The sequence below is a fragment of the Plantibacter sp. Leaf314 genome (genome assembly GCF_001423185.1).
Lineage (GTDB): Bacteria > Actinomycetota > Actinomycetes > Actinomycetales > Microbacteriaceae > Plantibacter.
This window is the reverse complement of sequence record NZ_LMOB01000001.1, coordinates 1-25,229: the sequence shown is the minus strand read 5'-3', so window position 1 is coordinate 25,229 and position 25,229 is coordinate 1. Positions and strand designations below refer to the sequence as shown.

Genomic DNA, 25,229 nt, shown 5'->3' with positions numbered 1-25,229 from the left:
GTCGACGGGACAGGGGTTGCCTTCGGGCGCGGGGGCGTGCTCGTGTCGGCGCTGCCGTGGCCGGGCTCGCTGACGAGTGGCGCTGAGCATCAGCCCCTCGACGTCCACCGCACGCTAGTCGGCGACTGGTGGTGCCGTGTCAGCACCGCGAGCGATGCGGAGCATCCGCGTCGCTGTCGCGTGGAGGAGGTTTCTGAGGTCTTCAGGTTCGTCGACGATCACCGCGTGATCTCCCAGCCCGGCGATCACCGCTGGAAGCCAGTCGAGGCGTTTGGCTCGGATCGAAAGCCGATGCCAGCCGGGTGCGTCCTCGATCGACTCCACCATGGCCACGCTCTCTGGGAGGTGGGCCCGAATCTGCGGGACGGTCGCCTGGATGCGCAACCGGATGTGCCATCGGTAGTCCGCCCCCGCGAAGCGGTCGACGAGTCGAGGACGCTCCGCTCGGGATACCGGGGTCGAGAGCACGCCGGGCAGCGTCCGCGCGGATCGGATCCGGTCGACACGGAAGGTGCGGTCCTCCGCTCGCTCGACGTCGAACGCATCCAAGTACCAGCGACCGGCATGGACGAGCAGGTCGAGTGGATGCACCGTGCGGCGCGAAGGCGTTTCCTCCACGTTGCGGTAGCGCAACTCCAGCGGACGCCGCGAGCGAAGTGCGTCGGAGACGGTGAGCAGGATGCCGGCATCAGGTACGTCGAGGCGCGACTGGTTCAACGCTGCGGCGTCGATGACCGCTTCGATGCGCTCCAGGGATGCGGCGGGGAGGGAACGCCGGATCTTCGCGAGAGCGATCTGCGCCGCGACATCCGGGGAGCCGGAGGTCGACTGGGCTTCGCTCAAGCCGAGGAAGACGGCGACCGCCTCCTCGTCAGTGAGCATCAGCGGCGACACTCCGCGTCCGCCGGCCAGGCGGTACCCGCCGTAGCGGCCTCGCACCGACTCGATCGGCACCTCCATGTCCACGAGACGCTGCACGGTGCGGCGCACGGTGCGCTCATCGACGCCCAACCGCTCGGCCAGTTCAGGCACGGTGCGGATCTCCGCCGACTGGAGCAACTCGAGGAGCTGCAGCGCGCGAGAGGTCGACGAGCCCGATCGTGCCATGACCTCAGAATACCGGGCAATTTCTGCCCGGTATTGCTTCTATCGTCGGGACGGCCGCCGCAAGAGCGGCAACCACACCGAACCAAGGAGACTTCATGCGACTCGCAGCCACCCGGATCATCACCGACGACGTGGACCGCATGGTTGCGTTCTACGAACGAGTCACCGGCGTGACCGCGGCACGCTTGCATCCGCTCTTCGCCGAGGTGCGCACCGACACCGGCACCCTCGCGATCGCCAGTTCCGCGACCATTCCGCTGCTGGGTGAGAACGCTGCCGCGCCGCGTGCCAACCGGTCCGTCATCCTCGACCTGCTCGTCGACGACGTCGATGCGATCTACGCGACGCTGCAGGGCGTCGTGGAGACGTTCGTGAACGAGCCGACGGACATGCCGTGGGGCAACCGGTCGCTCCTGTTCCGTGACCCCGACGGCAACCTCGTGAACGTCTTCACGCCGATCACCGCTGACGCAGGTGAACGCGTCGCATCGTGAACCTGCAGCCGCGGCCTACGTCGGGATGACGCTCGGGATGAGTCGCGGCGCGGGAGGGAGCGGTCCGTGCCGGTCGGACGCACGCAGTCCGTCGATCACGAGTGCGGCGTAGCGTCGCGCGGCTCGGACGCGCTCCGTCTCCGTCGTCCTCGAGAGTCCGCGAGCCGCGAGCAGGATCACGAGGAAGTCGTCGAGGACGAAGTCCGCGCGCAGCGCACCGGCGTCGATGGCACGACGAGCGACGGCGGTGATCGCGCGCACGGCCTGTTCACGCTGGGTCCGGAAGTCGACGGCATCGGGGTAGGCGGCGAGGAACGCGTCCGTGAACCCCTGGTTCCGAGCGTTGAGGACCAAAACCTCCTCGATGATGCTGCGGAATCCACGCCAGGGGTCGACGTCCGCGAGGGCGTCGACCACGATCGAGCGGCAGTCGCCGAGCTCGTTCTCGAAGGCGGCTCTGACGAGATCGGCTTTGGTCGGGAACCGCCGGTAGAGGGTGGCCGGCCCGACACCGGCTCGTCGGGCGATCTCTCGCATCGTCACGTGGAGACCGTCGGTCCCGAACAGTTCGCGGGCTGCCGAGAGGACGCGGTCACGGTTCTCCTGCGCGTCGGAACGCAGGTTCTGAGGCAGTGTCGCGGACATGTGTCTCACATTACTCAAGTGGACGGGTGCGTCCATTACGTTTCGGGAGGCGGGTCAGATCCCCCGCCGCGAAACGGAGTGCACCCATGCGCGCAGTGATCATCCGGACCTTCGGCGACCCGAGTGGGATGGAGGTGACGGACCTGCCCGTCCCCACGCCCGGGGTCGGCGAGGTCCTCGTGCGAACGGAGGCCGTCGGCGTCGGCGGGGTCGACGTCGTGATCCGCCGGGGCGGCATCGCCGAAGCCGCGCGGGACTCGGGGATGATCCCGGGGAGTGAGGCCGCCGGCGTCATCACCGCGACCGGGCCTGGCGTCGACCCCGCATGGCTCGGTCGACGGGTCTGGGCGTTCACGGGGACCTCGGGCGCGTACGCCGAATACGTGATCGCGCGCGCCGACGAGATCGTCGAGCTGCCGTCCGACCTGACGTCCGTCCAGGCGGTCACGCTGGGCAGTGCGTTCCCGGTCGCGCACTTCGCGCTCGAACGCGCTCGCCTGGCCGAGGGCGAATCCGTCCTCGTGCGCGGGGCCGCCGGGAGTATCGGCCTGGCCGGCGTCGAGCTGGCCGCTCGTGCCGGCGCCGGCGTCATCGCCGTCACCACCTCGTCCTCCGAACGCGGGGAACGTCTGCGGGCGTTCGGTGCAACCCACGTGCTCGACCGCTCCGGTGCAGGCGATATGGACGCCCCGGCCGAGTTCGACGTCATCCTCGACATCGTCGGCGGCCCCGACCTCCCCCGGTTCATCGAGCGACTCTCGCCGAACGGCCGCCTGATCGCCGTGGGCGTGGTGGGCGGGTTCCCGCCCACCGACTTCGGCACGGCTCTGCTGGCCGGCTTCCGCCGATCGATCACCTTCGGAACCCTGAGCCTCGACACCGTGCCGCGCGAGGACCTCGCCCGGGTCCGGGCCGAGGTGTTCGATGACGCCGTCCAAGGCGCGCTCTCGCCGGTGGTCCACGACACCCTGCCGCTGAGCGACGCAGCCGAGGCGCACCGTCTCATGGACGCCGGGGACGTGTTCGGGCGCGTCGTGCTCGTCCCCTGAGTCGGCTGACGAGGCAGGCACCGATCCGCCACCGCTACAACCAGACGGTTGCCAGTCAGACCTCGATCGCGGCGAGCACCAGCAGGACGACGTTCAGTCCGAGGACGCGGACCTCGCCGCGACGCAGGTGCACGGTGATGCCACCGACCTGCACGAGGACGAGGCCGACCGCGGCCGCGACGGTCAGCCAGGTGAGGACGCCCACGAGCGGTGGCAGGATCAGGCCGACCACGCCCAGGATCTCGAGGGCGCCGACCACGCGAACGGCCGAGAGCGGCATGGTGTCGACCCAGGCCATCATGGGGCGCAGCTGCTCCGCCGAGCGGACGAGCTTCGTGCCGCCCGAGTACAGGTACAGGACCGCGAGCAGTCCTGCGACGATCCAATAGGCGATGACCATGTGCAACCTCCGAGTGCGTGTGTGCGTCTATGGTTACGATAGGTAACCAAAGCAAGTGTGGACCGGATCGGACCGGCGTACAAAAGGCACACGCGTGTGACCGAGTCGCGAGAGGTGCCATGTTCCGCTACGCAAGGCTGTGTTCCGTCCGAGGCGATCAGGGCAAAGCCATCCGCTCCCTCCTCGACCGCATCGCCGACAAGTGGGCGCTCCTCCTCATCGCGACACTCCACGATGGCCCATTCCGGTTCACGGAACTCGAGCAGCGCATCCCGGGCATCTCCCGACGCATGCTCACTCTCACCCTCAGGAACCTGGAACGCGACGGACTCATCACCCGCACCGCTTTCGCCGAGGTGCCGCCACGGGTCGAGTACGAGCTGACAGACCTCGCCGAATCACTGATTCCCCATGCGGTGGCGCTCGCCGAGTGGGCCGGCGAGCACGTCCCGACGATCGAAGCGAATCGGAACGCGTACGACGAGCGGTTCTGACCGTTGCCGCCCTGCCACCAACGAAAAAGTCCCGGAAACCAGACGGTTTCCGGGACTTCATGGTCGGGCTGACAGGATTTGAACCTGCGACCCCTTGACCCCCAGTCAAGTGCGCTACCAAGCTGCGCCACAGCCCGATGCCATCTCCGCTGAGCGGAGAAGACAACTCGAACAGTCTAGCGGATCCGGCGACCACCTCGTGACACGTCTCCGACGGTCGTGCCGGCGACCGAGCGCACCGCCGTCACGACACACGGGAGGTCTCCCCTGCCCACCCTCGAACGGGGCACGCTACCGTGACTCGTCCGCACCCGCGCGACAGGATGAGCCGGCCATTGCGGCCGCCCGACGAAGGACCATCATGCGCTACAGCCACTACTGGAAAGAGGTCCGCGTCGCGGCACTCACCGCCCTGCCCGTCGCGATCGTCTCGGGCATCGTGCAGGTCAGCCGGAACACGCCGATCGACGACGCCATCATCGGCGGCGCCATCACCTTCGTCGCGCTGTCACTACTCATCCCCGTCGTGCGCCACTGGCTGCACCCCGAGTCCCGCGGCTGATCGCTGTGGCTCGCCCTCCGGCAGCCGCTATTCGGCCTTGCGGGCCTCGACGAGCTGGTCGCGCACCTTGCGGCGCAGCACCTTGCCGATGAGCGACGTGGGCAGCTCGTCGAGCTGCTCGACCCGCTTCGGCACCTTGTACGCCGTCAGGCGCGTGCGGCAGTAGTCGCGCAGCGAACCGGCGTCGAAGACCGTTCCGGCACGCATGACGACCGCGGCCGTCACGTCTTCACCGCCGGAATCGCGCGGTAGTCCGACGACGGCGGCCGACTCGACGTCCGGGTGCGACAGCAGCGTCTCCTCCACCTCGGACGGGCTCACGTTGAACCCGCCGGTGATGATGAGCTCCTTCACCCGGTCGATGACGGTCACGAAACCGTCCGCCGACACCATCACGATGTCGCCGGTCCGCAGCCAGCCGCCCTCAAGCAGCGCTTCGCGGGTTTCATCGGCGCGGCCCCAGTAGCCCTGGAACACCTGCGGGCCACGGAGCAGCAACTCGCCGGCCTCCCCCGCCGGGCGGTCGACGTCCGGGTGCTCGGGATCGACGACGCGGATCTCGGTGCTCGGGAACGGCACACCCACGGTGCCCGGCCGACGCGACGGACCGATCGGGTTGCCGAGCGCGACCGGCGACGACTCCGTCATTCCATAGCCCTCGACGAGCAGCCCACCGGTCGCCTCTTCCCACCGCGTGACCGTCGACACCGGCAGGCTCATCGCTCCGGAGATCGCGAACCGCACACTCGTCAGGTCGACACCCTTCCGGGTCGAAGCACGCGACAACGCGTCGTAGATCGGCGGCACCGCCGGCAGGAACGTCGGCGGCGACTTCTTCGCCGCCGTGAGCACCAGTTCCAGATCGAACTTCGGGAAGAGCACGAGCCGCGCACCGATGCTCATCGCGAACGTCAGGCACAGCGTCATCCCGTACGCGTGGAACAGGGGCAGGACGCCGTAGAAGATCTCCTCGCCCTCGCTCAGCCCGGGCACCCAGGCGCGCCCCTGCTCGGCGTTCGCCCGCAGGTTCCGATGCGTCAGGATGGCGCCCTTCGGCGCTCCGGTCGTCCCGCTCGTGTACTGCAGGAGTGCGGTGTCGTCGAGCGTCGGCCGCACGACCCGCTTCGACAGCTTGCGGCCGCCGATCAGCCGCTCCCACGGGAGCACGTGCTTCGCCGACGGAGTTGCGGTCATCGCCGCTCGCGACTCGCGCGCACGCTTCACGGGCAGCCGCAGCGCCAGGCGCTTCGACAGCGGCAGGGCCTGGGTGATGTCGACGGAGACGATCCGGCCGCGCATGACGTCCGCCGGCAGGTCTGCCACGAGGTCGTAGACCTTGTCCCACACGATCGCGACGTGCGCTCCGTGGTCTTCGAACTGGTGACGCAGCTCACGAGCCGTGTACAGCGGGTTGTGCTCGATGACCGTCGCACCGAGCCGCAAGGCGGCATAGAAGGCGACGACGTGCTGCGGACAGTTCGGCAGCACGAGCGCCACGCGGTCGCCCGGCTTCACGCCGAGCTTCCGGAGGCCTTCAGCCGCTCGCGCGACCTGCTCACCGAGCTCGCTGTAGCTCGTCTCGGCCCCGAAGAACTCGAGGGCGATGCGATCGCCGAACCGCTTCACCGAGGTGTCGAGCAGGTCCACGAGCGTCTCGGTGACCTCGTCGATGTCGGCCGGCACGCCGCTCGCGTACGAGGACAGCCACGGCCGCTCGGCCAGACGCTGACGCTGGGCCTCGCCGGCCTCGGTCGGCTCCGACGACGCTTCGCCCTCGCGCTGCTCGGGTGTCTTTCCTCGATGGTCCACGCTGATCCTCCAGACGAGCCGTGCACACCGCACGCATCATCCCAGGATAGGCGGACCCGTATGCTCCACCGGGGATGCGACCGGACCGCTTGACAACCGCAGATCCGCATCCGGTTCAGGGGTCAGACGGTGCGGTCGAGCCGATCGGTCAACCAAGCCGCGCCGCGTGTCGTCGCACCTAGTCGCTCGACCCGCTCGCGGAGTCCGCGATCCGAGGTCACCACCACGACGGCCCCTTGGAGCCCGCCGACGACGTCGACGATCGCGTCGTCGCCGCTCCCCGCCGCATCGACGACCGAGACGCCCGCGCGCGATGACGGACCGGCCCCGGCTGCAGTGGCGTCCGGCCGAGCGCCACGAGCCTGGCCCTCGACCACGGCGACGTATGCCGGCCACCACCGGTCGAAGTCCAGCCCGAGGGCGGACGCGTCGGTGCCTGCATGAGCGAGACCGACCAGGCGCGAGACGAAGCCCTGCGCGGCACCCGCGCGGTCCTTCCACCACCCGTTCGGCTGCGAACCGACGACGTTGGCGACGTCGACGACGATGGTGACCCGGCGGTCGAGCTGCGCCCGGAGCTCAGGCCAGGAGTCGGCGAAGCCGGGGTGCAGCGGCAAGGTCTCGACCTCCGCCACCGGCACCCAGGCGAGCGCGATGCTCTCGGGGTCGGAGACGACCGGTTCGAAGGGTGCTACCGCCTCGACGATCACCGTCGTGTACGACCAGAACCCGAGGTCCAGCACGGAGGCGAACCGGAGCTCGATCAAGTCCGCCGGCACCCCGGCCTCCTCGTTCGACTCCCGGACGGCACCATCGACGGCGTCCTCGAACTGGTGACGCGCACCACCCGGGATGCCCCAGGTTCCGCCGAAGTGACTCCATCCGGCTCGATGCTGCAGCAACACCCCGCGCACGGGGTCGTGCACCAAGAGACCCGCAGCTCCGAATCGGCCCCAGAACTTGCGGCCGTCTCCGGATTCGACCCAGGCATCGCCCGCGTCGCGCACGGGGTCGCTCGGCGGATGCGTGTCGGTCATGCTTCAAGCCTGTCACGAAACCCCGTGCCGTACGCCCGCTGTGCACAAACTCTCCACCACCTGATGGAGTATGTTATATCTTGAATATCAGCACATCGGACGCAGCCGCGCCCTCCCCACCGATTCACGCGAAGGACCACCATGGACGCACGTCAACGCAGGACGCGGGCTCGCCTCGCCAAAACGATCCTGGAACTCGCCGCCAAGCGCCCCACCAGCGAGATGTCCGTCTCCGAGATCGCAGCCCGCGCCGGCATCAACCGGTCGACCTTCTACCAACACGCAGCGGCACCGTGCGAGCTGCTCGAGTCGGTACTGGCCGAGGAACTGACGGAGCTGAGCGTCACCCACCTGGCCACGGTGTCGGCCGACGACGCACCCGCCGCGATCGCGCGCCTCACCGTGGCGACCCTCCGCCACATCGACGACCGCGCCGACATCTACCGGGTGGGGCTGGACGACGACGTCATCGGAGCGAGCCTGCAGCCGATGCTCAACCGAATCTTCACCGCCACGATCCTGGACATCTTCGACCGCGGAGCGATCAGCCTCCCGCACGAGGAGTCCCTCAGCCCCGAACAGCGCGACGTCTTCATCCGCTCGGCGGCCAACTTCGTGTCGGCCGGGTTCGTCGGCGCGTCCCGCGTGTGGCTCGACACCCCCGGGCCACGCGACATCGAAGGATTCCTGCAGCTGACCGGCGAACTGCTGCCGAGCTGGTGGCCGTTCGACGCGGACGCCGAGTCGGTGCTCGCCCCTGCGGTCGAGGTCACCCCGCAACACCTCTGAGCGCGTGCTCCGGCACGCCGAAGGCCCGGGATCACTCATCGAGCGGTCCCGGGCCTTCGTCAGCACCCGCCGTTGCGGCGGAGCATCGTGCGTCGGATCAGCGCTGACGCTTCTCGCGGACGCGCATGTTGACGTTGATCGGCGTGCCCTCGAAGCCCCAGATCTCGCGCAGGCGCCGCACGACGTATCGGCGGTAACCCGGGTCGAGGAATCCCGTGGTGAAGAGCACGAAGGTCGGCGGCCGGCTGGCCGCCTGCGTCCCGAACAGGATGCGCGGCTGCTTGCCACCGCGCAGCGGGTGCGGGTGCGCCGCGGTGAGCTCCGCGAGGAAGGCGTTGAACTTGCCGGTCGGGATCCGCATGTCCCACGACTCGAGGGCGACCTCGAGTGCCGGAACGAGCCGTTCGAGGTGACGACCGGTGCGGGCCGAGATGTTGACGCGGGGAGCCCAGGAGACGTGCGAGAGGTCCTGCTCGATCTCGCGCTCCAGGTACTTGCGGCGTTCGTCGTCGAGCTGGTCCCACTTGTTGAACGCGAGGACGAGCGCACGCCCGCTCTCGAGCACGAGGTCGATGATGCGGACGTCCTGCTCGCTGATCACCTCGGTCACGTCGATGAGCACGACCGCGACCTCGGCCTTCTCGAGTGCGGTGCTCGTGCGGAGCGAAGCGTAGAAGTCAGCACCCTGCGAGAGGTGAACGCGACGACGGATACCGGCGGTGTCGACGAAGCGCCAGATCTTGCCGCCGAGCTCGATCTGCTCGTCGACCGGGTCGCGGGTCGTGCCGGCGAGGTCGTTGACGACGACGCGCTCCTCCCCCGCGGTCTTGTTCAGCAGGCTGGACTTGCCGACGTTCGGGCGTCCGAGGATCGCGACGCGGCGCGGGCCGCCGAACTCGTCCTTCGCGACGGCCGAGACCTGCGGGAGCACCTTGAGGATCGTGTCGAGGAGGTCGGCGACGCCGCGACCGTGGATCGCGGAGACCGGGTACGGCTCGCCGAGGCCGAGGTTCCAGAGCGCAGCGGCCTCCGGCTCTTGGCGGGCGTCGTCGACCTTGTTGGCGACGAGGAACACCGGACGACCGGTCTTACGGAGCAGCTTGACGACCTGCTCATCCGTCGCCGTGGCGCCGACCATGGCGTCGACGACGAAGATGACGACGTCGGAGAGGTCGATGGCGATCTCGGCCTGCGCAGCGACCGACGCGTCGATGCCCTTCGCGTCGGGTTCCCACCCGCCGGTGTCGACGACCGTGAAGCGGCGGTCGTTCCACTCGGCCTTGTAGTTGACGCGGTCGCGGGTGACGCCGGGGGTGTCCTCGACGACGGCCTCGCGGCGGCCGAGGATGCGGTTCACCAGCGCGGACTTGCCGACGTTCGGGCGGCCGACGATGGCCACGACGGGCAGGGCCGGCAGGAACCGGATCTCGTCGGGGTCCTCCGTCGCGCCGTCGAGGATGTCGAGGTCGTCGCCCTCGAGGTCGTAGTCGGCCAGGCCGGAGCGGAGGGACGCGGCCCGCTGGGTCGCGAGCTCCTCGTCCATGTCCTGGAGGCGGTCCGCGAGGTCGTCGGGGCCTCCGTCGAACTGCTCGTCATCGTGAGCCATGGGAGTTCCTTGCTGTGAGGGATTCGGTGACGCGGACGACCGCGTCGACCGTCTCGTCGAAGTCGATGTGCGTGGAGTCGACCGTGGTCACTCCGTCCGCCGCGTTCATGAAGTCGACGACCCTGGAGTCCGCCCGATCACGCCGCTGCAGTTGTTCCGCGACGTCGCCGGCAGGGTGGCTCTCGAATTCCGCTGAACGCCTGGCCATTCTAGCCGCTTCGGACGCCGTGAGCAGGATCCGAGCTTGAGCATCCGGTGCGACGACGGTCGTGATGTCCCGTCCCTCGACGACGATGCCCGGACGATCGACGCCCGCGATGAGCGATCGGAACGTGTCGTTGATCCACGCACGCACCTCGGGGACCCTTGCGACGGCCGACACGACCGCCGTCACGCGCTGCCCGCGGATCTCCTCCGTCACGTCCTGCCCGCCCAAGGAGAAGGCGGTGACATCCGGGTCGAGCGAGACGGAGAACGCCTCACCGAAGGCCTCGAGCGAGGCGACGACGGACGCTGAGTCCTCCGGATCGACACCTGCTTCCACGGTGTGCAGGGCGAGCGCGCGGTACCAGGCGCCCGTGTCCAGGTACCGGTAGCCGAGCCGGCGCGCGACGGCCTTGCTGACGCTCGACTTCCCGCTGCCGGCAGGCCCGTCGATCGCGACCACGACGGGTGCGGCCTGCGTCGACGCGTCGGTGCTGGTGGGGTGCTGTTCAGTCATGTCTCTTCCTATACCTCTGCGATGCGCCAACCGCGCGACTCGAGGTCGTCCACGGTGCGCTGTTTGACCTCGGGGAGGACCTGGACCTCCGCGAGACCGATGTTCGCGCCGGGCGAGTGCTCCAGACGCAGGTCTTCGATGTTCACGCCGATCTCGCCGAGCTCCGTGAACAGTGCGCCCAGCTGGCCAGGACGGTCGTCGAGGAGGACGACGATGCTGGCGAACCGGCGGTTCTGTCCGTGCTTGCCCGGCAGCCGAGCGACGCCCGTGTTGCCGGCGGCGATCGTGTCCGCGATCGTGCGGCGTGCGCCTGGCACCTCCGGGTCACGGAGCGACGAGATGACCGAGTCGAGGTCGGTGGACAGCCGCTCCAACACCGGGAGGACTTCGGCATGGTTCGCGCTGAGGATCTGCACCCAGAGTTCGGGCGCGCTCGACGCGATGCGGACGGTGTCGCGGAGGCCCTGGCCGGCGAGCTGGATGGCACCCTCCTCCGCGTCCCGCAGCTGGGCGGCGAGGAGACTCGCGACGAGCTGCGGGGTGTGCGAGACGAGCGCGACGAACCGGTCGTGTTCCTCGGGGGTCATCTCCATCGGGATGGTCCCGAGGTCGAGCGCGAGTCCCTCGACCTGTGCCAGCGCCCAGGCGGGGGTCTCCGCGTCGCGGCAGATCACCCAGGGACGACCGAGGAAGAGGTCCGCCCGCGCGGAGATGGCGCCGCCGCGCTCGCGCCCGGCGAGTGGGTGGGAGCCGATGTACCGGGTGAGGTCGACGCCGCGCTCGAGCAGCGCCCGATACGGTTCGAGCTTCACGCTCGCGACGTCGGTGACGACCGCATCCGGGAACGCCGCCAGCTCGGCCTCGATCACGCGGGCCGTGACGTCCGGCGGGACGCAGATGACGACGACGGACGGGGTGTCGGTCGCCTCGGCACCACGACCCGCTCCGTAGTCGATGGCGAGACGCAACTGGCTGGGCGACGCGTCGTCGAGGATGATGTCGACGCCCTTGGCGCGCAGCGCGAGACCGATGCTCGCGCCGAGCAGCCCGGCTCCCACGATGCGGACGGAACCCTGGACGCGCGGTGGCGAGGCGACGACGTCGGTCATTCGGTCGGCTCCGACGCCTCCGCCGCGGTGCCGTCGGCTGCACGCGCCTCAGGGCCGTGCGTACGCGCGATCGTCAGGATGGCGCCGAGCTCGTCCTTGGTGAGCTCGCGCAGCTGCCCGGACCCGAGGGTGCCGAGGTGGAGGGGACCGAACTGGCGACGGACGAGGTCCACGACCGGGTGTCCGACGGCGTCCAGCATGCGGCGGACGATCCGGTTGCGGCCGGAGTGCAGCGTGAGCTCGACCAGGCTGAAGCCGTCCTCGGTGCCGAGGAGCCGCGCCTTGTCGGCGGAGATGGGTCCGTCCTCCAGGTCGATGCCCGCGGTCAACTTCGCGAGGACCTGCGGGGTCACCTTGCCGGTCACCTTCGCGATGTACGTCTTCTGCACGCCGAAGGACGGATGCGCGAGCACGTGGGCCAGATCGCCGTCGTTCGTGAGGATGAGCAGGCCGCTCGTCTCGGCGTCGAGGCGCCCGACGTTGAACAACCGCTCCTCGTACTGCTCGGTGAAGCGGCGCAGATCGGGGCGGCCCCGGTCGTCCTTCAGCGAGCTGTAGATGCCCACCGGCTTGTTGAGCATGAGGTACCGCTTCGACGCGTCGAGCTGGATGGCGCTGCCGTCGACCGACACGAGGTCGTGCTCCGGGTCGATGCGTGAGCCGAGCTCGGTCACGACGACGCCGTTCACCTCCACACGCCCGTCCTCGATGAGCTGCTCGGAGACGCGCCTGGAAGCGACGCCCGCGTTCGCGAGCACCTTCTGCAAGCGGATGCCCTCTGGTTCAGTGCTGGTCACTGTCGAATCCTTCCCGGCCATCGTCGAGCAACGGCGAGATCCGCGGCAGCTCCTCGATGGCGTTGATACCAAGTTGGGTGAGCAGGAGATCGGTGGTGCCGTAGTTGATGGCACCCGTCTCGCTGTCGGTGAACATCTCCGTGATGAGACCGCGTCCGAGGAGCGTCCGGACGACGGAGTCGACGTTGACGGCACGGATCGACGCGATCGCCCCACGGCTGATGGGTTGTTTGTAGGCGATGACCGCGAGGGTCTCGAGCGCCGCCTGCGAGAGCTTCGTCGGGTTCTGCGACACCACGTAGTCGGCGATGAGGGCGTCATGGTCTGCTCGGACGTAGAACCGCCATCCGCCACCGACCTCGCGCAGCTCGAAGCCGCGTCGCACGCCGCCGCGTTCCCCGTCGTAGTCGGCCACGAGTTCGGCGATGGCACGCCGCACCGTTCCGACCGGCACGTGCACGGCTGCAGCCAGGTTCACGAGGCTCTGCGGCTCGTCGGCCACCATGAGGATCGCCTCGAGCGCCCTCGGGACGTCCGGTGCCGGTACCGGCTCGGGTTCGGGCGGGAGGCTCGTCGCCACGTCGGCAGGCCGGTCGATCGGCTCGTCGGACCGCTCAGGCATCGTAATCGGCTCCCAGGTTCGCGAGGCTGTCGTCGTCCCACGTCTCCGCCGTCCAGCGCAGCGTGAGCTCGCCGAGTGGTTCGATCTGCTCGAACGACAGCGCGGCGTGGCGGTACAGCTCGAGCACGGCGATGAACCGAGCGACGACGACGCCCTTCTGCTCGGCACCGGCGACGAGTTCACGGAACGTGTGGGATCCGCCGCTGCGGAGGATGGCGACGACGTGCGCGGCCTGCTCGCGGATGCTCACGAGCGGCGCGTGCAGGTGGTCGAGTCCGACGGTCGGCAGCTCGCGTGGCGTGAACGCGAGCGTCGCCAGTGCCGCGAAATCCTGGGCCGTCAGCGTCCAGACGAGTTCCGGGGTCTGGCGGCGGTACTGCTCCTCCAGGCGGACGGAGCGGGGATGACGCGCCGACTCCCGTTCGAGGCGTTCGGCGAACCAGGCCGACGCCTGCTTGAAGGCGCGGTACTGGAGCAGGCGCGCGAACAGGAGGTCCCTCGCCTCCAGCAGGGCGACGTCCTCGGCGTCGACCAGCTCACCTTGCGGCAGCAGGCCGGCGATCTTGAGGTCGAGCAGCGTGGCCGCGACGACGAGGAACTCACTCGCCTGATCGAGCTCGTCGTCGGCCTCGAGGGTGCGCAGGTAGCCGATGAACTCGTCGGTCACGCGGCTGAGTGACACCTCGGTGATGTCGAGCTCGTGTTTGCCGATGAGCGACAACAGGAGATCGAATGGGCCCTCGAAGCCGTCGAACGACACCCGGAACGACGGAGTCGCCGCAGGTTCGACGGACGACGCCTCGGTGGGGTGCGTGCCGGTCTCGTCGGCCGGAGGAAGTACGGCCACGGACGACCGCGCGGGATCAGGCGATCGCGCCACGGGAGATGAGCTCTCTCGCCAGCTGACGGTAGGCCTTCGCTGCCGCGTGCTCCGGCGCGAACTCGGTGATCGGGGTTCCGGCGACGCTCGCGTCCGGGAACTTCACGGTCCGGCCGATGACCGTCTCGAGCACCTTGTCGTCGAACGCGTCGACGACCCGCTCGAGCACCTCGCGCGAGTGCAGCGTCCGGGAGTCGTACATGGTCGCGAGGATGCCGTCGAGCTCGATCGCCGGGTTGAGGCGGTCGCGGACCTTGTCGATCGTCTCGATCAGCAGCGCGACGCCACGCAGGGCGAAGAACTCGCACTCGAGCGGGATGAGCACCCCGTGGCTCGCTGTGAGGGCGTTGACGGTGAGTAGGCCGAGCGAGGGCTGGCAGTCGATCAGGATGACGTCGTAGTCGTCGGAGACCTTCCGCAGCACTCGGGCCAGGATCGTCTCGCGCGCGACCTCGTTGACGAGGTGGACCTCGGCGGCGGAGAGGTCGATGTTCGCCGGCAGGACGTCGAGACCGTCGATGGCGGTGTGCTGGATGACCTCCGCCGGGTCCTTCACGGTGCCGAGCAGCAGGTCGTACACGGTGTTCGAATCGTGGGTCGAGATACCGAGCCCCGCGGACAGGGCGCCCTGCGGGTCGAAGTCGACGACGAGGACGCGACGGCCGTACTCGGCCAGCGCGGCCGAGAGGCTGATGGTGGTCGTCGTCTTCCCGACCCCGCCCTTCTGGTTGCAGAGCGAGATGATGCGCGCCGGGCCGTGCTGGGCCAGGGTCGGCGGGACCGCGAATTCGCGACGCGGGCGGCCGGTGGGGCCGTTCGGGTTCGCTTCGGCGGCGGTCTTGCGCGCAGCGTGCTGCACTGCGCTCGTGTGCTTCGTACCGGCCACCGGTGTTGCCTCGCTCCCGCTTGCTGTCGTTCGAGTGACGAGTCTACCGGGCCGCGGCTCAGGCCCGGGGTGCCGCTCCGCCCGCGGTCCATCTGGCCCGCGGATGCGACTGTGTGTACACGTCGCGGAGGTTGTCGACCGTCACCAAGGTGTACAGCTGCGTCGTCGCGACGGAGGAGTGACCGAGGAGTTCCTGCACGACCCGGACGTCGGCCCCGCCCTGCAACAGGTGGGTGGCGAACGAGTGCCGCAGGGTGTGCGGCGAGATGTGCGCTTCGAGTCCCGCGCGCTCGGCCGCACGCTGCAGGATGAGCCAGGCACTCTGCCGGGACAGGCGTGCGCCACGCTGCCCGAGGAAGAGTGCCGGCGTGGAACGACCGAGGGCTGAGAAGACGGGACGGACCCGGACCAGATAGCGGTCGACCGCTTCGCGGGCGAAGCTCCCGAGCGGCACGATCCGTTGTTTGCCACCCTTGCCGAGCAACCGGACGATGTCGGTGTCGATGACGTCGTCGACGTTCAGGCCGACCGCCTCCGAGACCCGGGCGCCGGTGGCATAGAGCAGCTCGAGGAGCGCCTTGTCGCGGATCGCGAGCAGCTCGTCGCCGTCGGTCGTCTCGAGCAGGGCCCGGACCTGGTCGATCGTGATCGCCTTCGGCAGGCGTCCGGGGAGCTTCGGCGGGCGCACCTCACGCGCCACGTCCACCTCGACGAGCTGCTCGTCGAGGAGGAACCGGTGGAGCCCGCGGATGGACGACAGGACTCTGGCGAGCGAGGACGCCCGGACCGGCTGTCCCTCGGGCGTCCGAAGCGACGCGGTGTACTCCGACACATGTCCGGCCGTGACGGCTGTCGCTTCATCGACGCCGTGGGCGCCGAGCCAGGCCAGGTAACCGTCGAGATCCCGCCGGTAGGCGGCCTGCGTGTTGGCCGACAGGCCGCGCTCGATCGCGATGTGCCGCAGGTAGTCGGCGACCGCGCGATCGAGCGCCACGCCTCAGGCTCCGCCCGGTCCGATCGTGGAGTCGCCGCTGTCGCGCAGCGTCGACCATCCGCGATCGCGAGCCGCAGCAGCGGTCAGGACACCGATCATGAGGATCGAGTTGTGGAGCCGCCTGTCGAGCACCGCCGCCACCGCATCGTCGAGCGGCACCCACTCGATGCGGATGTCCGCCTCCTCCTCGGCGCGGGCGAACGCCTCGGTGGTCGCGGTGAGGTCGCGGGCGAGGTAGATGCGGATCGACTCGTTGCTGCCACCAGGGGTGGTGTAGAACTCCGTCAGGAGCTGCAGGGAGCCGGCGACCAGGTCGGCCTCCTCCTCGAGCTCACGACCCGCGGCGACCGCCGGGTCCTCCCCCGCGATGTCGAGCAGCCCTGCCGGGAGCTCCCAGTCGCGCTCGCCGATCGGGTGGCGGTACTGCTGGATGAGCAGCACCCGGTCCTCGGCGTCGAGCGCGAGCACGGCGACCGCTCCGGTGTGATCGACGAACTCGCGGACGACCTCGCCGTCGCCGTACCGGAACGTCTCGCGGCGGATGTCCCAGACCTTGCCCTCGAAGGCGCGCTCCGAGGAGACGACGTCGACCGGGTGTGCCTCGTCGCGCAACGCTCCGACGGAGTCGTTCGACTCAACCATTGGCGACGTCGAACAGTCGGCTCGCCTGCTGACGCTCGAGCGAGGCGCCGACGAGGCCGGCGAACAGCGGGTGAGCGTGGTTCGGACGTGAACGGAGTTCGGGGTGGGCCTGCGTCGCGACGTAGAACGGGTGCACCTCGCGCGGCAGCTCGACGTACTCGACGAGCGTGCCGTCGGGCGAGAGACCGGAGAACTGCAGACCGGCGTCCGCGATCTGCTGGCGGTACCCGTTGTTCACCTCGTAGCGGTGACGGTGGCGCTCCGAGACCTCGTTCGATCCGTAGAGTTCGGCGACGATCGAGCCCTCGTCGAGCTTCGCCGCATACAGACCGAGGCGCATCGTCCCGCCGAGGTCGCCGCCGGCGATGATCTCCACCTGCTCGGCCATCGTCGCGATGACGGGGAACTGCGTGTCGGGGTCGAACTCCGAGGAGCTCGCGCCCTCGAGTCCGACGATGTTGCGGGCGTACTCGATGACCATGCACTGCAGGCCGAGGCAGAGTCCGAGCACCGGGATGCCGTTCTCGCGGGCGAACTTCAGGGCGCCGAGCTTGCCCTCGATCCCGCGGATACCGAAGCCGCCGGGGACGCAGATGCCGTCGACGTCGGCGAGCGCCTTGATCGCTCCTTCGACGGTCTCGCAGTCGTCGGACGGGATCCACCGGATGCTGACCTTGGTGTCGTGCGCGAATCCACCGGCCTTGAGCGCCTCGGTGACCGAGAGGTAGGCGTCGGGGAGGTCGATGTACTTGCCGACGAGGCCGATGGTGACCGCGTGCTTCGGGTGGTGCACGGCCTCGAGGAGGTCCGCCCAGCCGCTCCAGTCGACGTCGTTGGTGACGAGGCCGAGCCGGTCCGCGATGTACGCGTCGAGGCCCTGGTCGTTCAGCATGGTGGGGATGTCGTAGATGCTCGGCACGTCCACCGCGTTGACGACGGCGTCCTCATCGACGTCGCACATGAGCGCGATCTTGCGCTTGTTGCTCTCCGTCACGGGGCGGTCGCTGCGAAGCACGAGGGCGTCGGGCTGGATGCCGATGGAGCGGAGGGCCGCGACCGAGTGCTGCGTCGGCTTCGTCTTCTGCTCCCCCGAGGCGCCCATGTACGGCACGAGGGACACGTGCACGAAGAAGACGTTGTTCCGGCCGAGCTCGTGACGGATCTGCCGGGCCGACTCGATGAACGGCTGCGACTCGATGTCGCCGACCGTGCCACCGATCTCCGTGATGATCACGTCGGGCTGCGGCGTCTCGGACGCCTGGAGGCGCATGCGGCGCTTGATCTCGTCGGTGATGTGCGGGATGACCTGCACGGTGTCGCCGAGGTACTCGCCGCGGCGCTCCTTGGCGATGACGGTCGAGTAGATCTGGCCCGTCGTGACGTTGGCCGCCTGGCTCAGCTCGATGTCGAGGAAACGCTCGTAGTGGCCGATGTCGAGATCGGTCTCGGCGCCGTCGTCGGTCACGAAGACCTCGCCGTGCTGGAACGGGTTCATCGTGCCGGGGTCGACGTTGAGATAGGGGTCGAGCTTCTGCATGACGACCCGGAGCCCGCGTGCGGTCAGCAGGTTGCCGAGGCTGGCGGCAGTGAGCCCCTTGCCCAACGAAGAAACGACACCACCAGTCACGAAGATGTGCTTGGTCGTGCCGTTGGAGCCCGGGACGATGTCGTCGGTCGAGGAGTTCAGGTTGCCCGCTTCAGAAGTATTCACCACGGGCTTTTATCCTACCATCCAGTTCGGGCTTCCGTGTCGATTCCTGCACAGGACCGTCGTCATGAGGCGGCGAGGGCGAGCAGTTCGCGGGCGTGGGCGAGGCCACTGTCCGATTCCGCGAGGCCTGAGAGCAACCGGGCCATCTCCGCTTCGCGGTCCGCACCGACGAGCTGACGGACGCTCGAGGCCGTGACGGACCCGTCTCCGCCCTTGACCACGCTCAGGTGGTTGTTGGCGAAGGCCGCGACCTGCGCGAGGTGGGTGACGACGATCACCTGGGATCGTTCGGCGAGGGCCGCGAGACGGCGACCGATCTCGATCGCCGCAGCACCGCCGACACCGGCGTCGACCTCGTCGAACACGAAGGTCGGGACGGGGTCCGCTCCGGCGATGACGACCTCGAGGGCCAGCATCACGCGAGAGAGCTCTCCACCCGAGGCACCCTTCCCCAGCGGGCGCGGTTCCGCTCCGGCGTGGGGTCGGAGGAGGAAGGCGATTACATCCTTGCCGTACACCGTGAGGTCGTCGCGGTCGGTGACCTCGACGACCAGCTCGGCTTCGGCCATGGCGAGCGAACGCAGTTCGGTGCTGGCTGCTGCTCCGAGGCGTGCCGCCGCCTCGACCCGGACCGCGCTCAGCGCCGCGGCGGCCGTGTCGACCTCGCCGACGAGGCGCTCGACCTCACCCTCCAACTCGGTGATGCGGTCGGAGTCGCCGTCGAGTTCCAGAAGGCGGGTGCTCCCGGTCTCGAGGAGCTGCAGGACGTCGTCGGCGGTCGGGCCGTACTTCCGGGCCAGTGTGGCGAGGGTCGCGCGACGTTCCTGCACGACCTCGAGCTCGCGGGCGCCGTCCTCGTCGAGTCCGGCCAGGTAGCTGGAGAGCTCGGCGGCGATCTCGGCAGCCAGGTAGCTCGCGTTCGCCACACTCGCGGCGATCGCGCCGAGGGCAGGGTCGTGGACCGCGGCGCGGTCCAGCTGCCGCCGTGCGCCTTCGAGGAGTCCGACGACGTCGCTCTCCTCGCCGGCTTCGGCGGAGACGAGTTCGCGTGCTCCGGCCGCCGAGAGCCGGAGCTCCTCGAGGTTCGTGAGTCGGTCCGCGCGCTCGGCGAGCTCTGCGTCCTCACCGGGCTGCGGGTCTGCCTGTTCGATCTCCGCCAGCGCGGCGCGCAGCTGTTCGGCTTCGAGCAGGCGGGTGTCGCGTTCCCCGGTGAGGGTCTCGAGCTCGGTCCGCAGTTCGATGAGTCGGCGATACCGCTCCTGGTAGTCGGCCAACGCCTGGTGGAGCGGTTCGCCGGCGAACCGGTCGAGGGCGTCCCGCTGGGCGGGTGCAGCCCGCAGGCGGATTTGATCGGACTGTCCGTGCACCACCACGAGCTGCTCGCCGAGCTCGGACAGGATCCCGATGGGTGCTGTGCGCCCACCGACGATCGCGCGACCGCGTCCCTCGGCGGTCACGATGCGTCCGAGCAACAGCTCCGCCGCCTCGCCCGCTTCGTCGAGGTCTCCCCCGGCTTCGCGGACGCGATCTGCGACGGCGCCCTCCGCCGGCACCAACCAGCGTCCTTGGACACTGGTCTGCTTCTGGCCGGCGCGGACGACGCCGCTGTCCGAGCGCTGTCCGAGGAGGAGGCCGAGCGCGGTGACGACCATGGTCTTGCCGGCGCCCGTCTCACCGGTGACGGCCGTGAAACCTGGTCCCAGCGGAAGGGTGCCCGAGGCGATGACCCCGAGGTCGCGGATCTCGATCTCTTCGATCATGCAGTGCCGTCCTGATCGTCGTCGTGGCCGGTGGTCGTCGGACCCGGCAGGTGGATCGTGCCGGTCATGGGCTCCTCCCGACCGGTCGGGCCACGCCAGCCGGTGACCGGGAGCTGGAACTTGTTGACGAGGCGGTCGGTGAAGGTGCTCTCGTGCAGACGCGCCAGACGCACCGGCACCGACGAGCGTCGGACCACGACCCGCGCGCCCGGCTGGAGGTCGCGCGCGCGGCGACCGTCGCACCAGAGGACACCGAGCCCGTCGGTGCGCTCCAGCACCTCCACGGCGAGAGCCGACTCCGGACCGACGACCAACGGCTTGGCGAACAGCGCGTGCGCGCTGAGCGGGACGAGGGTGATGGCCTCGACGGACGGCCACACGACCGGCCCGCCTGCGGAGAAGTTGTACGCGGTGGAACCGGTGGGTGTCGAGATGACCACACCGTCGCAACCGAACGACGAGAGCGGACGCTGGTCGACCTCGATGACGACCTCGAGCATGCGCTCCCGGCTCGCCTTCTCGACCGTGGCCTCGTTGAGCGCCCACGTCTCGTAGACGACCTCGGCCCCGACCTTCACCCGCACCGACAGCGTCATCCGCTCTTCGACGAAGTAGTCGCGTCGGACGACCCTTTCGACCGTCTCGGTGAGGTCGTCGCGTTCGCTCTCGGCGAGGAACCCGATGTGGCCGAGGTTCACGCCGAGCAGCGGGGCAGCCGAGCCGCGGGTGACCTCGGCGGCGCGCAGGATCGTGCCGTCGCCACCGAGCACGATGGTCAGCTCGATGTCGCCGAGCCCGACCTCGTCGTGGAGGACGGAGACGACCGAGAGTTCCGGGTCGACGGCGATGAGGTCGGCGCGCTCCAGGGCGCTCAGCACGGGGCGGACGCCTGCGTCCAGCAGCAGTCGGGAGACGAGGACCGCGGCGTCGCGGGAGTCGTCACGGCCCGTGTGCGCGACGACCAGGATGTTCCTCGCCGCGACGGTCGGATCGGTGGGGTGTGGCATCGGGTTACGCTCCAGCCATCGAGGTGATCTGCTGCATCCATTCTGTCGGATTGCGGCCGTGCTCAGCCGATATCCACACGACGTACTCACGGTTGCCGTGCGTCCCGACGATGGGTGACGGGATGAGCCCGGCCGTGCCCAGTCCGAGGTCCCAGGCGGCCCACAGGACGCCGGCGACGGCGTCCGCTCGGAGCGCGGCGTCGGTGACGACGCCTTCGCGGACGCCTCCACGCCCGACCTCGAACTGCGGCTTGACGAGGAGGACGAGCTCGGCCGGGACCGCTGCCACGCTCACGAGGGCCGGAAGCACCTGGGTGAGGGAGATGAAGGAGAGGTCGCCGACCACGACCGACGGCCGCTCGTCGTCGCCGGTCAATTCTCGGAACTGTTCAGGGGTGAGGAATCGGACGTTGCATCCTTCGACGACCTGCACCCGCTCGTCCTCGCGCAGCTGCGGGACGAGCTGGTCATGGCCGACGTCCAGCGCGACCACCCGTCGGGCGCCGCGCTCGAGGAGGACCTGCGTGAACCCACCGGTCGAGGCCCCGGCGTCGAGGACCAGGGCGTCCTCGACGGAGACGGGGAACGCGTCCAGCGCGGCGAGGAGTTTGTGCGCGGCGCGGCTCACGTAGTGGTCGGTCGCGGCGACGGTGAGCTTCGCGTCGGGCCGTACCCGATGCGCTGCTTTGACGATGGTCCGTCCGTCCACGGTGACCAGCCCGTCGGCGACGAGTTGCGCTGCATGGGTTCGGGACCGGGCGAGCCCACGGGTGGCGAGGGCGGCGTCGAGGCGGACCGGCGAGCGGTCCTCCTCCGCGGTGTCGGGTGCTGCGGGCGGTTCGGGTAGGTTCTGCATGCGTTATGCCGAGGTCCTCGGCGAGTCGCTCCCTTCGAGCGTTGCCCGGAGTTCATCGACGAGTTCGCCGTAGGCGGCGGCACGCTCCCGGAGCGGCTGCTCGTCGATGCGGTGGACGCGGGACGGGAGGCTGTTGCTCGGGTCCTCCGGTTCATTCGTCACAGGGCAACCCTACCGGCCACCACCACCGTCGTCGGGTGGGAGCGCTGAGGGCGAACACGGCCGGTAGCGGCCGAGAGCGCGTTCATTCCGCGTACAGGTGCTCCGGGACGTTGAGCCCGTAGATCGCCCGGCCGGAGGCCCAGATCGCCGCGCACGCGGCACGGAGCAGATCGATCTTCGTCGGACCGCTCGATTCCACGACGACGTCGTTGCCGCGGATGCGGACCGTCGCGGCACCGACGGTCGCCGCCTTGCCGTCCCGTGACATCGTCGTGACCGGGTACGGCTCGTGCAGCTGCCGCAGGTCTTCGAGGATGAACGTCGGCCGGGAGTGCTGGTCAGCCGCGAGGACGTGCTTGGCTCGATCGATCCCGGTGAGGACGAGCGCGGAGGCGATGCCGGCGCGGTTCGCCCCGAGGATGTCCGTGTCGAGCCGGTCGCCGATGAACAGCGGTTTGGACGCGTTGAAGCGCACCTTCGCCTCGTCGAAGATCGGTACTTCGGGCTTGCCGGCGACCGTGGCGAGTCGTCCGACGGCGGTGTGGACGGCTGAGACGAGCGTTCCGTTGCCGGGTGCGATACCGCGGGCCTGGGGAATGGTCCAGTCGGTGTTCGTGGCGACCCAGGGCAGTTCAGTCCCGTCCGCTCGCGGGGTCTGCAGGGCGAAGGCCGCCTCGGCGAGGTGTGACCATCCGACCTCCGGGGCGAAGCCCTGGATCACGGCGGCCGGCGAGTCCTCGGCGGACCGGGTGACGACGAAGCCACCCTTCTCCACCTCGTCGACGAGGCCGGCGCCGCCGACGACCAGGATGGTGGAACCGGCGGGCACGAGGCCCGCCAGGAGTCGCACGGCGGCCTGGGGGCTCGTCACGACCTCGGCGGGTGCCACGGTGAGGCCAAGGTCCGTCAGGTGTTGCGCGACCGAGGCGTCGGTCCGGGAGGCGTTGTTCGTGATGTAGCCGACCCGCACGTGTGTCGCGGCGAGGTTCAGCGACTCCACCGCATACGGGATCGCGTTCGGTCCGGCGTAGACGACGCCGTCCAGGTCGGCAAGCACGACGTCGACACCGTCGAGGGGGGTCACGGGCTTAGGCCTTCTCGTCAGTAGCGGGCTCATCGGCCGGTGCCTCCTCTGGCAGCTCCTCTGGTACCTCAGAGTCAGCATCAGCATCAGCATCAGCATCAGCATCAGCATCAGCATCAGCATCAGCATCAGCATCAGCATCAGCGTCAGCGTCAGCGTCAGCGTCAGCGTCAGGAGCATCGTCGATGTCGAAGAACTCCTCGACGACGACCATGGTCTCCCCCTCGTCGTCGGCGGCCGACTGCTCGAGCGCCTCAGCGGCGATCGTCGCGCGGTCGTGCCAGACGGATGCCTCATCGGAACGGCCGAGGACGTCGAGCGTCTCGGCGTAGGCGTTGAACAGGGCCGGGCTGTAGGAGAAGGCCCGCTTCGGATCGAGCTGCGGGATCTGCAGCTCGGTCAGGGCGTCTTCGGTCTGGCCGAGATCGAGGCGGGCCCCGGACATGGCGATCGCCAACGCGACACGCACCGGGACGTCGAGCGTGGCGCGGTCGACGGATCGGCCGAGTTCCAGGGCGCGCTCCGGACGGCCGACACCGCGCTCACTGTCCACCATGAGCGGCAACTGATCGTCCTTGCCGGAGATCCGTCGGTAGGTCCGGAGTTCGCGGAGTGCGAGGGCGTAGTCACCGGTCTCGTAGGCGGTGATCGCGAGGGTCTCTCGGACCATCGCGATCCGACCGGCACGACGTGCAGCGGACATGGCATGCAGATGAGCGAGCGCGGGGTCGGTGTCGATCAGCCGGGCCGCCATGGCCAGGTGCTGCGCGACGCCGTCGGCGTTCTCCTTGCTGAGGGTCTTGAGCTCGTTGCGAGCTCCCTTGTCGAGATCCTGGGGGGTGACGTCCGCGGGAATCTCCGGGTCGTCGTGGCGAGGACGGATCGACTTGAGCTCGAACGCGATGCGCTCCTCCTCCGTCAGCTCACGTTCCTTCCGGAAGGCGTCGCGGTCACCCCGAGCCGGCGCACCGTCGCGCGTCCACAGTTCGCGGCCGCCGCTCCGTGCGCCACTGTCGCGGCCGCGGTCGGGACGGCCACCACGATCGGACGAGTGCCCGCGATCCGTGCGGTTCCCGCGATCCGGTCGGTCGCCCGATGCAGGACGATCGCCGCTTCGCGCGGGACGGTCGGACCGCTGTGGGCGGTCACCCGAAGCCGGACGATCACGCTGCCACGCAGGCCGATCGGAACGCTGCGGTCGATCGCCGGATGACGGACGGTCCCCGCTCCGGGCGGGACGGTCTGAGCGCTGCGGTCGATCGCCCGAGGCAGGGCGATCCTGTTGCCAAGCGGGGCGGTCCGAACGCTGCGGGCGGTCGCCTGACGAAGGACGGTCGCCACTCCGCGCCGGCCGGTCCGACCGCTGCGGGCGATCGCCGGAAGCCGGGCGATCCCGCTGCCAAGCGGGGCGATCAGAGCCCTGTGGCCGATCGCCTCGAGGACCGTCACCACGCTGCGGCCTGTCACCGCGCGGGTTGTCGTTTCGTCGACCGGGGTTCGTGTTCGGGCGTCCATCACCGGACGATCGAGGTGCTCGTCGCTCGCCCTTGTCGGGCTGGTCTGCTGACTGGTCACTCACGATGATCTCCACGGTGTTCGAACGCCGCCACCCGGCGTCTGCCTGCTAAATCCTGTGTCCCACGCTACTCGTGAGACGTCGACTTCACGCGGTTCGTCTGCTCAGGCATACCGCCTGAGCACACTGCGCGTTAACGCAAAATGGCCACCCAAGAACCTTGGGTGGCCATTTCAACGAAGAAGTCCGGCGGTGTCCTACTCTCCCACAGGGTCCCCCCTGCAGTACCATCGGCGCAAAGAGTCTTAGCTTCCGGAGGTGCGTTCGCGCCGCGTCGGTGGTTCCACCTACCAGGTGCCGGTCGATGTCAAGCCTCACCGCGCCAACACCCTCGCTCTCCGCTGGCTCGTGAGCTACGCGAAGGGCCGCCGCGAGATGAGGGCACTGTCTGCCGGGGGTGGTTGAGTGTCGGTGCTCGTCCAGGACCAGC

General features: G+C 69.2%; 27 protein-coding genes, 1 tRNA gene and 1 pseudogene. 7 read left to right on the top strand and 22 right to left on the bottom strand.

The window, feature by feature from the left end; genetic code table 11:
• Positions 1 to 114: 114 nt before the first annotated feature.
• Positions 115 to 1,107, bottom strand: a complete 993-nt coding sequence (locus ASF68_RS00130; RefSeq protein ID WP_056005191.1) for a YafY family protein — start codon at positions 1,105 to 1,107, stop codon at positions 115 to 117.
• A gap of 95 nt (positions 1,108 to 1,202) precedes the next feature.
• Between ASF68_RS00130 and ASF68_RS00125 the strand changes: the two genes are divergently transcribed.
• Complete coding sequence (locus ASF68_RS00125) at positions 1,203 to 1,601, top strand: VOC family protein (protein WP_056005188.1); 399 nt, start codon at positions 1,203 to 1,205, stop codon at positions 1,599 to 1,601.
• Positions 1,602 to 1,616: 15 nt separating this feature from the next.
• Here the strand turns inward: ASF68_RS00125 and ASF68_RS00120 are convergent, their stop codons facing one another.
• The gene (locus tag ASF68_RS00120) at positions 1,617 to 2,246 is read right to left on the bottom strand and encodes a TetR/AcrR family transcriptional regulator (RefSeq protein WP_157580128.1); all 630 of its coding nucleotides are present in this window, start codon (positions 2,244 to 2,246) and stop codon (positions 1,617 to 1,619) included.
• Between the two features lie 86 nt (positions 2,247 to 2,332).
• On the opposite strand from ASF68_RS00120, the gene ASF68_RS00115 reads away from it, so the two are divergent.
• Positions 2,333 to 3,295, top strand: a complete 963-nt coding sequence (locus ASF68_RS00115) for a zinc-binding dehydrogenase (protein ID WP_056005185.1) — start codon at positions 2,333 to 2,335, stop codon at positions 3,293 to 3,295.
• 55 nt (positions 3,296 to 3,350) lie between these two features.
• On the opposite strand, the gene ASF68_RS00110 is transcribed toward ASF68_RS00115, so the two are convergent.
• Positions 3,351 to 3,695 carry a DoxX family protein gene (locus ASF68_RS00110; RefSeq protein ID WP_056005182.1) on the bottom strand — a complete coding sequence of 115 codons (345 nt, stop codon included), beginning with the start codon at positions 3,693 to 3,695 and terminating at the stop codon, positions 3,351 to 3,353.
• A 119-nt stretch (positions 3,696 to 3,814) separates the two neighbouring features.
• Between ASF68_RS00110 and ASF68_RS00105 the strand changes: the two genes are divergently transcribed.
• Positions 3,815 to 4,189, top strand: a complete 375-nt coding sequence (locus ASF68_RS00105; protein ID WP_056005179.1) for a helix-turn-helix domain-containing protein — start codon at positions 3,815 to 3,817, stop codon at positions 4,187 to 4,189.
• Positions 4,190 to 4,249: 60 nt separating this feature from the next.
• Here the strand turns inward: ASF68_RS00105 and ASF68_RS00100 are convergent.
• Positions 4,250 to 4,326 (bottom strand) — tRNA-Pro (locus ASF68_RS00100).
• A 224-nt stretch (positions 4,327 to 4,550) separates the two neighbouring features.
• Here ASF68_RS00100 and ASF68_RS00095 point away from each other — a divergent pair.
• Positions 4,551 to 4,751 (top strand): hypothetical protein, encoded by a 201-nt coding sequence (locus ASF68_RS00095; protein WP_056005177.1) that lies wholly within the window; start codon positions 4,551 to 4,553, stop codon positions 4,749 to 4,751.
• Positions 4,752 to 4,778: 27 nt separating this feature from the next.
• On the opposite strand, the gene ASF68_RS00090 is transcribed toward ASF68_RS00095, so the two are convergent.
• Positions 4,779 to 6,473 carry a long-chain-fatty-acid--CoA ligase gene (locus ASF68_RS00090; RefSeq protein WP_056011095.1) on the bottom strand — a complete coding sequence of 565 codons (1,695 nt, stop codon included), beginning with the start codon at positions 6,471 to 6,473 and terminating at the stop codon, positions 4,779 to 4,781.
• A 209-nt stretch (positions 6,474 to 6,682) separates the two neighbouring features.
• Entirely contained in the window at positions 6,683 to 7,597 is a 915-nt protein-coding gene (locus ASF68_RS00085) for an NUDIX domain-containing protein (RefSeq protein ID WP_056005174.1), read from the bottom strand.
• A gap of 141 nt (positions 7,598 to 7,738) precedes the next feature.
• On the opposite strand from ASF68_RS00085, the gene ASF68_RS00080 reads away from it, so the two are divergent.
• On the top strand, positions 7,739 to 8,386 hold the full coding sequence (locus ASF68_RS00080) for a TetR/AcrR family transcriptional regulator (RefSeq protein WP_056005171.1): 648 nt from the start codon (positions 7,739 to 7,741) through the stop codon (positions 8,384 to 8,386).
• Positions 8,387 to 8,483: 97 nt separating this feature from the next.
• On the opposite strand, the gene der is transcribed toward ASF68_RS00080, so the two are convergent.
• The 16 genes from der to ASF68_RS00005 all read right to left on the bottom strand — a co-directional run bounded on the left by der (position 8,484) and on the right by ASF68_RS00005 (position 23,926).
• Positions 8,484 to 9,992: a ribosome biogenesis GTPase Der gene (gene der / locus ASF68_RS00075; RefSeq protein ID WP_056005168.1), complete on the bottom strand. Its 1,509-nt coding sequence runs from the start codon at positions 9,990 to 9,992 to the stop codon at positions 8,484 to 8,486.
• Complete coding sequence (cmk, locus tag ASF68_RS00070) at positions 9,979 to 10,713, bottom strand: (d)CMP kinase (protein WP_056005164.1); 735 nt, start codon at positions 10,711 to 10,713, stop codon at positions 9,979 to 9,981. The genes der and cmk overlap by 14 nt, the downstream gene beginning before the upstream one ends.
• An 8-nt stretch (positions 10,714 to 10,721) precedes the next feature.
• Positions 10,722 to 11,822 (bottom strand): prephenate dehydrogenase, encoded by a 1,101-nt coding sequence (locus ASF68_RS00065; RefSeq protein WP_056005161.1) that lies wholly within the window; start codon positions 11,820 to 11,822, stop codon positions 10,722 to 10,724.
• Positions 11,819 to 12,640, bottom strand: a complete 822-nt coding sequence (locus tag ASF68_RS00060) for a pseudouridine synthase (RefSeq protein WP_056005157.1) — start codon at positions 12,638 to 12,640, stop codon at positions 11,819 to 11,821. The genes ASF68_RS00065 and ASF68_RS00060 overlap by 4 nt, the downstream gene beginning before the upstream one ends.
• Positions 12,606 to 13,241 carry an SMC-Scp complex subunit ScpB gene (locus ASF68_RS00055; protein ID WP_082498410.1) on the bottom strand — a complete coding sequence of 212 codons (636 nt, stop codon included), beginning with the start codon at positions 13,239 to 13,241 and terminating at the stop codon, positions 12,606 to 12,608. Before ASF68_RS00055 ends, ASF68_RS00060 begins: the two co-directional genes overlap by 35 nt.
• Positions 13,234 to 14,088, bottom strand: a complete 855-nt coding sequence (locus ASF68_RS00050; RefSeq protein ID WP_056005154.1) for a ScpA family protein — start codon at positions 14,086 to 14,088, stop codon at positions 13,234 to 13,236. The genes ASF68_RS00055 and ASF68_RS00050 overlap by 8 nt, the downstream gene beginning before the upstream one ends.
• Before the next feature lie 16 nt (positions 14,089 to 14,104).
• Positions 14,105 to 14,980 (bottom strand): ParA family protein, encoded by an 876-nt coding sequence (locus ASF68_RS00045; protein ID WP_056011089.1) that lies wholly within the window; start codon positions 14,978 to 14,980, stop codon positions 14,105 to 14,107.
• A gap of 85 nt (positions 14,981 to 15,065) precedes the next feature.
• Positions 15,066 to 16,001, bottom strand: coding sequence for a site-specific tyrosine recombinase XerD (gene xerD / locus ASF68_RS00040; protein ID WP_056005151.1), 936 nt, complete (start codon positions 15,999 to 16,001; stop codon positions 15,066 to 15,068).
• Between the two features lie 3 nt (positions 16,002 to 16,004).
• The gene (locus tag ASF68_RS00035; protein ID WP_056005148.1) at positions 16,005 to 16,643 is read right to left on the bottom strand and encodes an NUDIX hydrolase; all 639 of its coding nucleotides are present in this window, start codon (positions 16,641 to 16,643) and stop codon (positions 16,005 to 16,007) included.
• The gene (locus ASF68_RS00030; RefSeq protein WP_228507220.1) at positions 16,636 to 18,330 is read right to left on the bottom strand and encodes a CTP synthase; all 1,695 of its coding nucleotides are present in this window, start codon (positions 18,328 to 18,330) and stop codon (positions 16,636 to 16,638) included. The genes ASF68_RS00035 and ASF68_RS00030 overlap by 8 nt, the downstream gene beginning before the upstream one ends.
• Positions 18,331 to 18,416: 86 nt before the next feature.
• On the bottom strand, positions 18,417 to 20,114 hold the full coding sequence (recN, locus tag ASF68_RS00025; RefSeq protein ID WP_056005145.1) for a DNA repair protein RecN: 1,698 nt from the start codon (positions 20,112 to 20,114) through the stop codon (positions 18,417 to 18,419).
• Positions 20,111 to 21,121: an NAD kinase gene (locus ASF68_RS00020; RefSeq protein ID WP_082455702.1), complete on the bottom strand. Its 1,011-nt coding sequence runs from the start codon at positions 21,119 to 21,121 to the stop codon at positions 20,111 to 20,113. Before ASF68_RS00020 ends, recN begins: the two co-directional genes overlap by 4 nt.
• Before the next feature lie 4 nt (positions 21,122 to 21,125).
• Complete coding sequence (locus tag ASF68_RS00015; RefSeq protein ID WP_056005142.1) at positions 21,126 to 21,977, bottom strand: TlyA family RNA methyltransferase; 852 nt, start codon at positions 21,975 to 21,977, stop codon at positions 21,126 to 21,128.
• 3 nt (positions 21,978 to 21,980) lie between these two features.
• A complete protein-coding gene (locus ASF68_RS19015) occupies positions 21,981 to 22,139 on the bottom strand; it encodes a hypothetical protein (RefSeq protein WP_200936377.1) in 159 nt (52 codons plus the stop codon).
• Between the two features lie 82 nt (positions 22,140 to 22,221).
• A complete protein-coding gene (locus ASF68_RS00010; RefSeq protein ID WP_056005139.1) occupies positions 22,222 to 23,256 on the bottom strand; it encodes an HAD-IIA family hydrolase in 1,035 nt (344 codons plus the stop codon).
• Entirely contained in the window at positions 23,228 to 23,926 is a 699-nt protein-coding gene (locus ASF68_RS00005) for a hypothetical protein (RefSeq protein ID WP_235526727.1), read from the bottom strand. Before ASF68_RS00005 ends, ASF68_RS00010 begins: the two co-directional genes overlap by 29 nt.
• 57 nt (positions 23,927 to 23,983) lie before the next feature.
• Here ASF68_RS00005 and ASF68_RS19130 point away from each other — a divergent pair, with 57 nt between their 5' ends.
• Positions 23,984 to 24,436, top strand: a complete 453-nt coding sequence (locus ASF68_RS19130) for a hypothetical protein (protein ID WP_235526726.1) — start codon at positions 23,984 to 23,986, stop codon at positions 24,434 to 24,436.
• Positions 24,437 to 25,054: 618 nt separating this feature from the next.
• Positions 25,055 to 25,174 (top strand): annotated as a pseudogene (locus ASF68_RS19125) (30S ribosomal protein S7); the annotation flags it as partial.
• Positions 25,175 to 25,229: the final 55 nt, after the last annotated feature.

Bases quoted from the DNA above. Each gene is read 5' to 3' on its own strand.
- ASF68_RS00130 (WP_056005191.1), bottom strand. From the start codon at position 1,107: ATGGCACGATCGGGCTCGTCGACCTCTCGCGCGCTGCAGCTCCTCGAG.
- ASF68_RS00125 (WP_056005188.1), top strand. From the start codon at position 1,203: ATGCGACTCGCAGCCACCCGGATCATCACCGACGACGTGGACCGCATG.
- ASF68_RS00120 (WP_157580128.1), bottom strand. From the start codon at position 2,246: ATGTCCGCGACACTGCCTCAGAACCTGCGTTCCGACGCGCAGGAGAAC.
- ASF68_RS00115 (WP_056005185.1), top strand. From the start codon at position 2,333: ATGCGCGCAGTGATCATCCGGACCTTCGGCGACCCGAGTGGGATGGAG.
- ASF68_RS00110 (WP_056005182.1), bottom strand. From the start codon at position 3,695: ATGGTCATCGCCTATTGGATCGTCGCAGGACTGCTCGCGGTCCTGTAC.
- ASF68_RS00105 (WP_056005179.1), top strand. From the start codon at position 3,815: ATGTTCCGCTACGCAAGGCTGTGTTCCGTCCGAGGCGATCAGGGCAAA.
- ASF68_RS00095 (WP_056005177.1), top strand. From the start codon at position 4,551: ATGCGCTACAGCCACTACTGGAAAGAGGTCCGCGTCGCGGCACTCACC.
- ASF68_RS00085 (WP_056005174.1), bottom strand. From the start codon at position 7,597: ATGACCGACACGCATCCGCCGAGCGACCCCGTGCGCGACGCGGGCGAT.
- ASF68_RS00080 (WP_056005171.1), top strand. From the start codon at position 7,739: ATGGACGCACGTCAACGCAGGACGCGGGCTCGCCTCGCCAAAACGATC.
- der (WP_056005168.1), bottom strand. From the start codon at position 9,992: ATGGCTCACGATGACGAGCAGTTCGACGGAGGCCCCGACGACCTCGCG.
- cmk (WP_056005164.1), bottom strand. From the start codon at position 10,713: ATGACTGAACAGCACCCCACCAGCACCGACGCGTCGACGCAGGCCGCA.
- ASF68_RS00065 (WP_056005161.1), bottom strand. From the start codon at position 11,822: ATGACCGACGTCGTCGCCTCGCCACCGCGCGTCCAGGGTTCCGTCCGC.
- ASF68_RS00060 (WP_056005157.1), bottom strand. From the start codon at position 12,640: ATGGCCGGGAAGGATTCGACAGTGACCAGCACTGAACCAGAGGGCATC.
- ASF68_RS00055 (WP_082498410.1), bottom strand. From the start codon at position 13,241: ATGCCTGAGCGGTCCGACGAGCCGATCGACCGGCCTGCCGACGTGGCG.
- ASF68_RS00035 (WP_056005148.1), bottom strand. From the start codon at position 16,643: ATGGTTGAGTCGAACGACTCCGTCGGAGCGTTGCGCGACGAGGCACAC.
- recN (WP_056005145.1), bottom strand. From the start codon at position 20,114: ATGATCGAAGAGATCGAGATCCGCGACCTCGGGGTCATCGCCTCGGGC.
- ASF68_RS00020 (WP_082455702.1), bottom strand. From the start codon at position 21,121: ATGCCACACCCCACCGATCCGACCGTCGCGGCGAGGAACATCCTGGTC.
- ASF68_RS00015 (WP_056005142.1), bottom strand. From the start codon at position 21,977: ATGCAGAACCTACCCGAACCGCCCGCAGCACCCGACACCGCGGAGGAG.
- ASF68_RS00010 (WP_056005139.1), bottom strand. From the start codon at position 23,256: ATGAGCCCGCTACTGACGAGAAGGCCTAAGCCCGTGACCCCCCTCGAC.
- ASF68_RS00005 (WP_235526727.1), bottom strand. From the start codon at position 23,926: ATGTCCGCTGCACGTCGTGCCGGTCGGATCGCGATGGTCCGAGAGACC.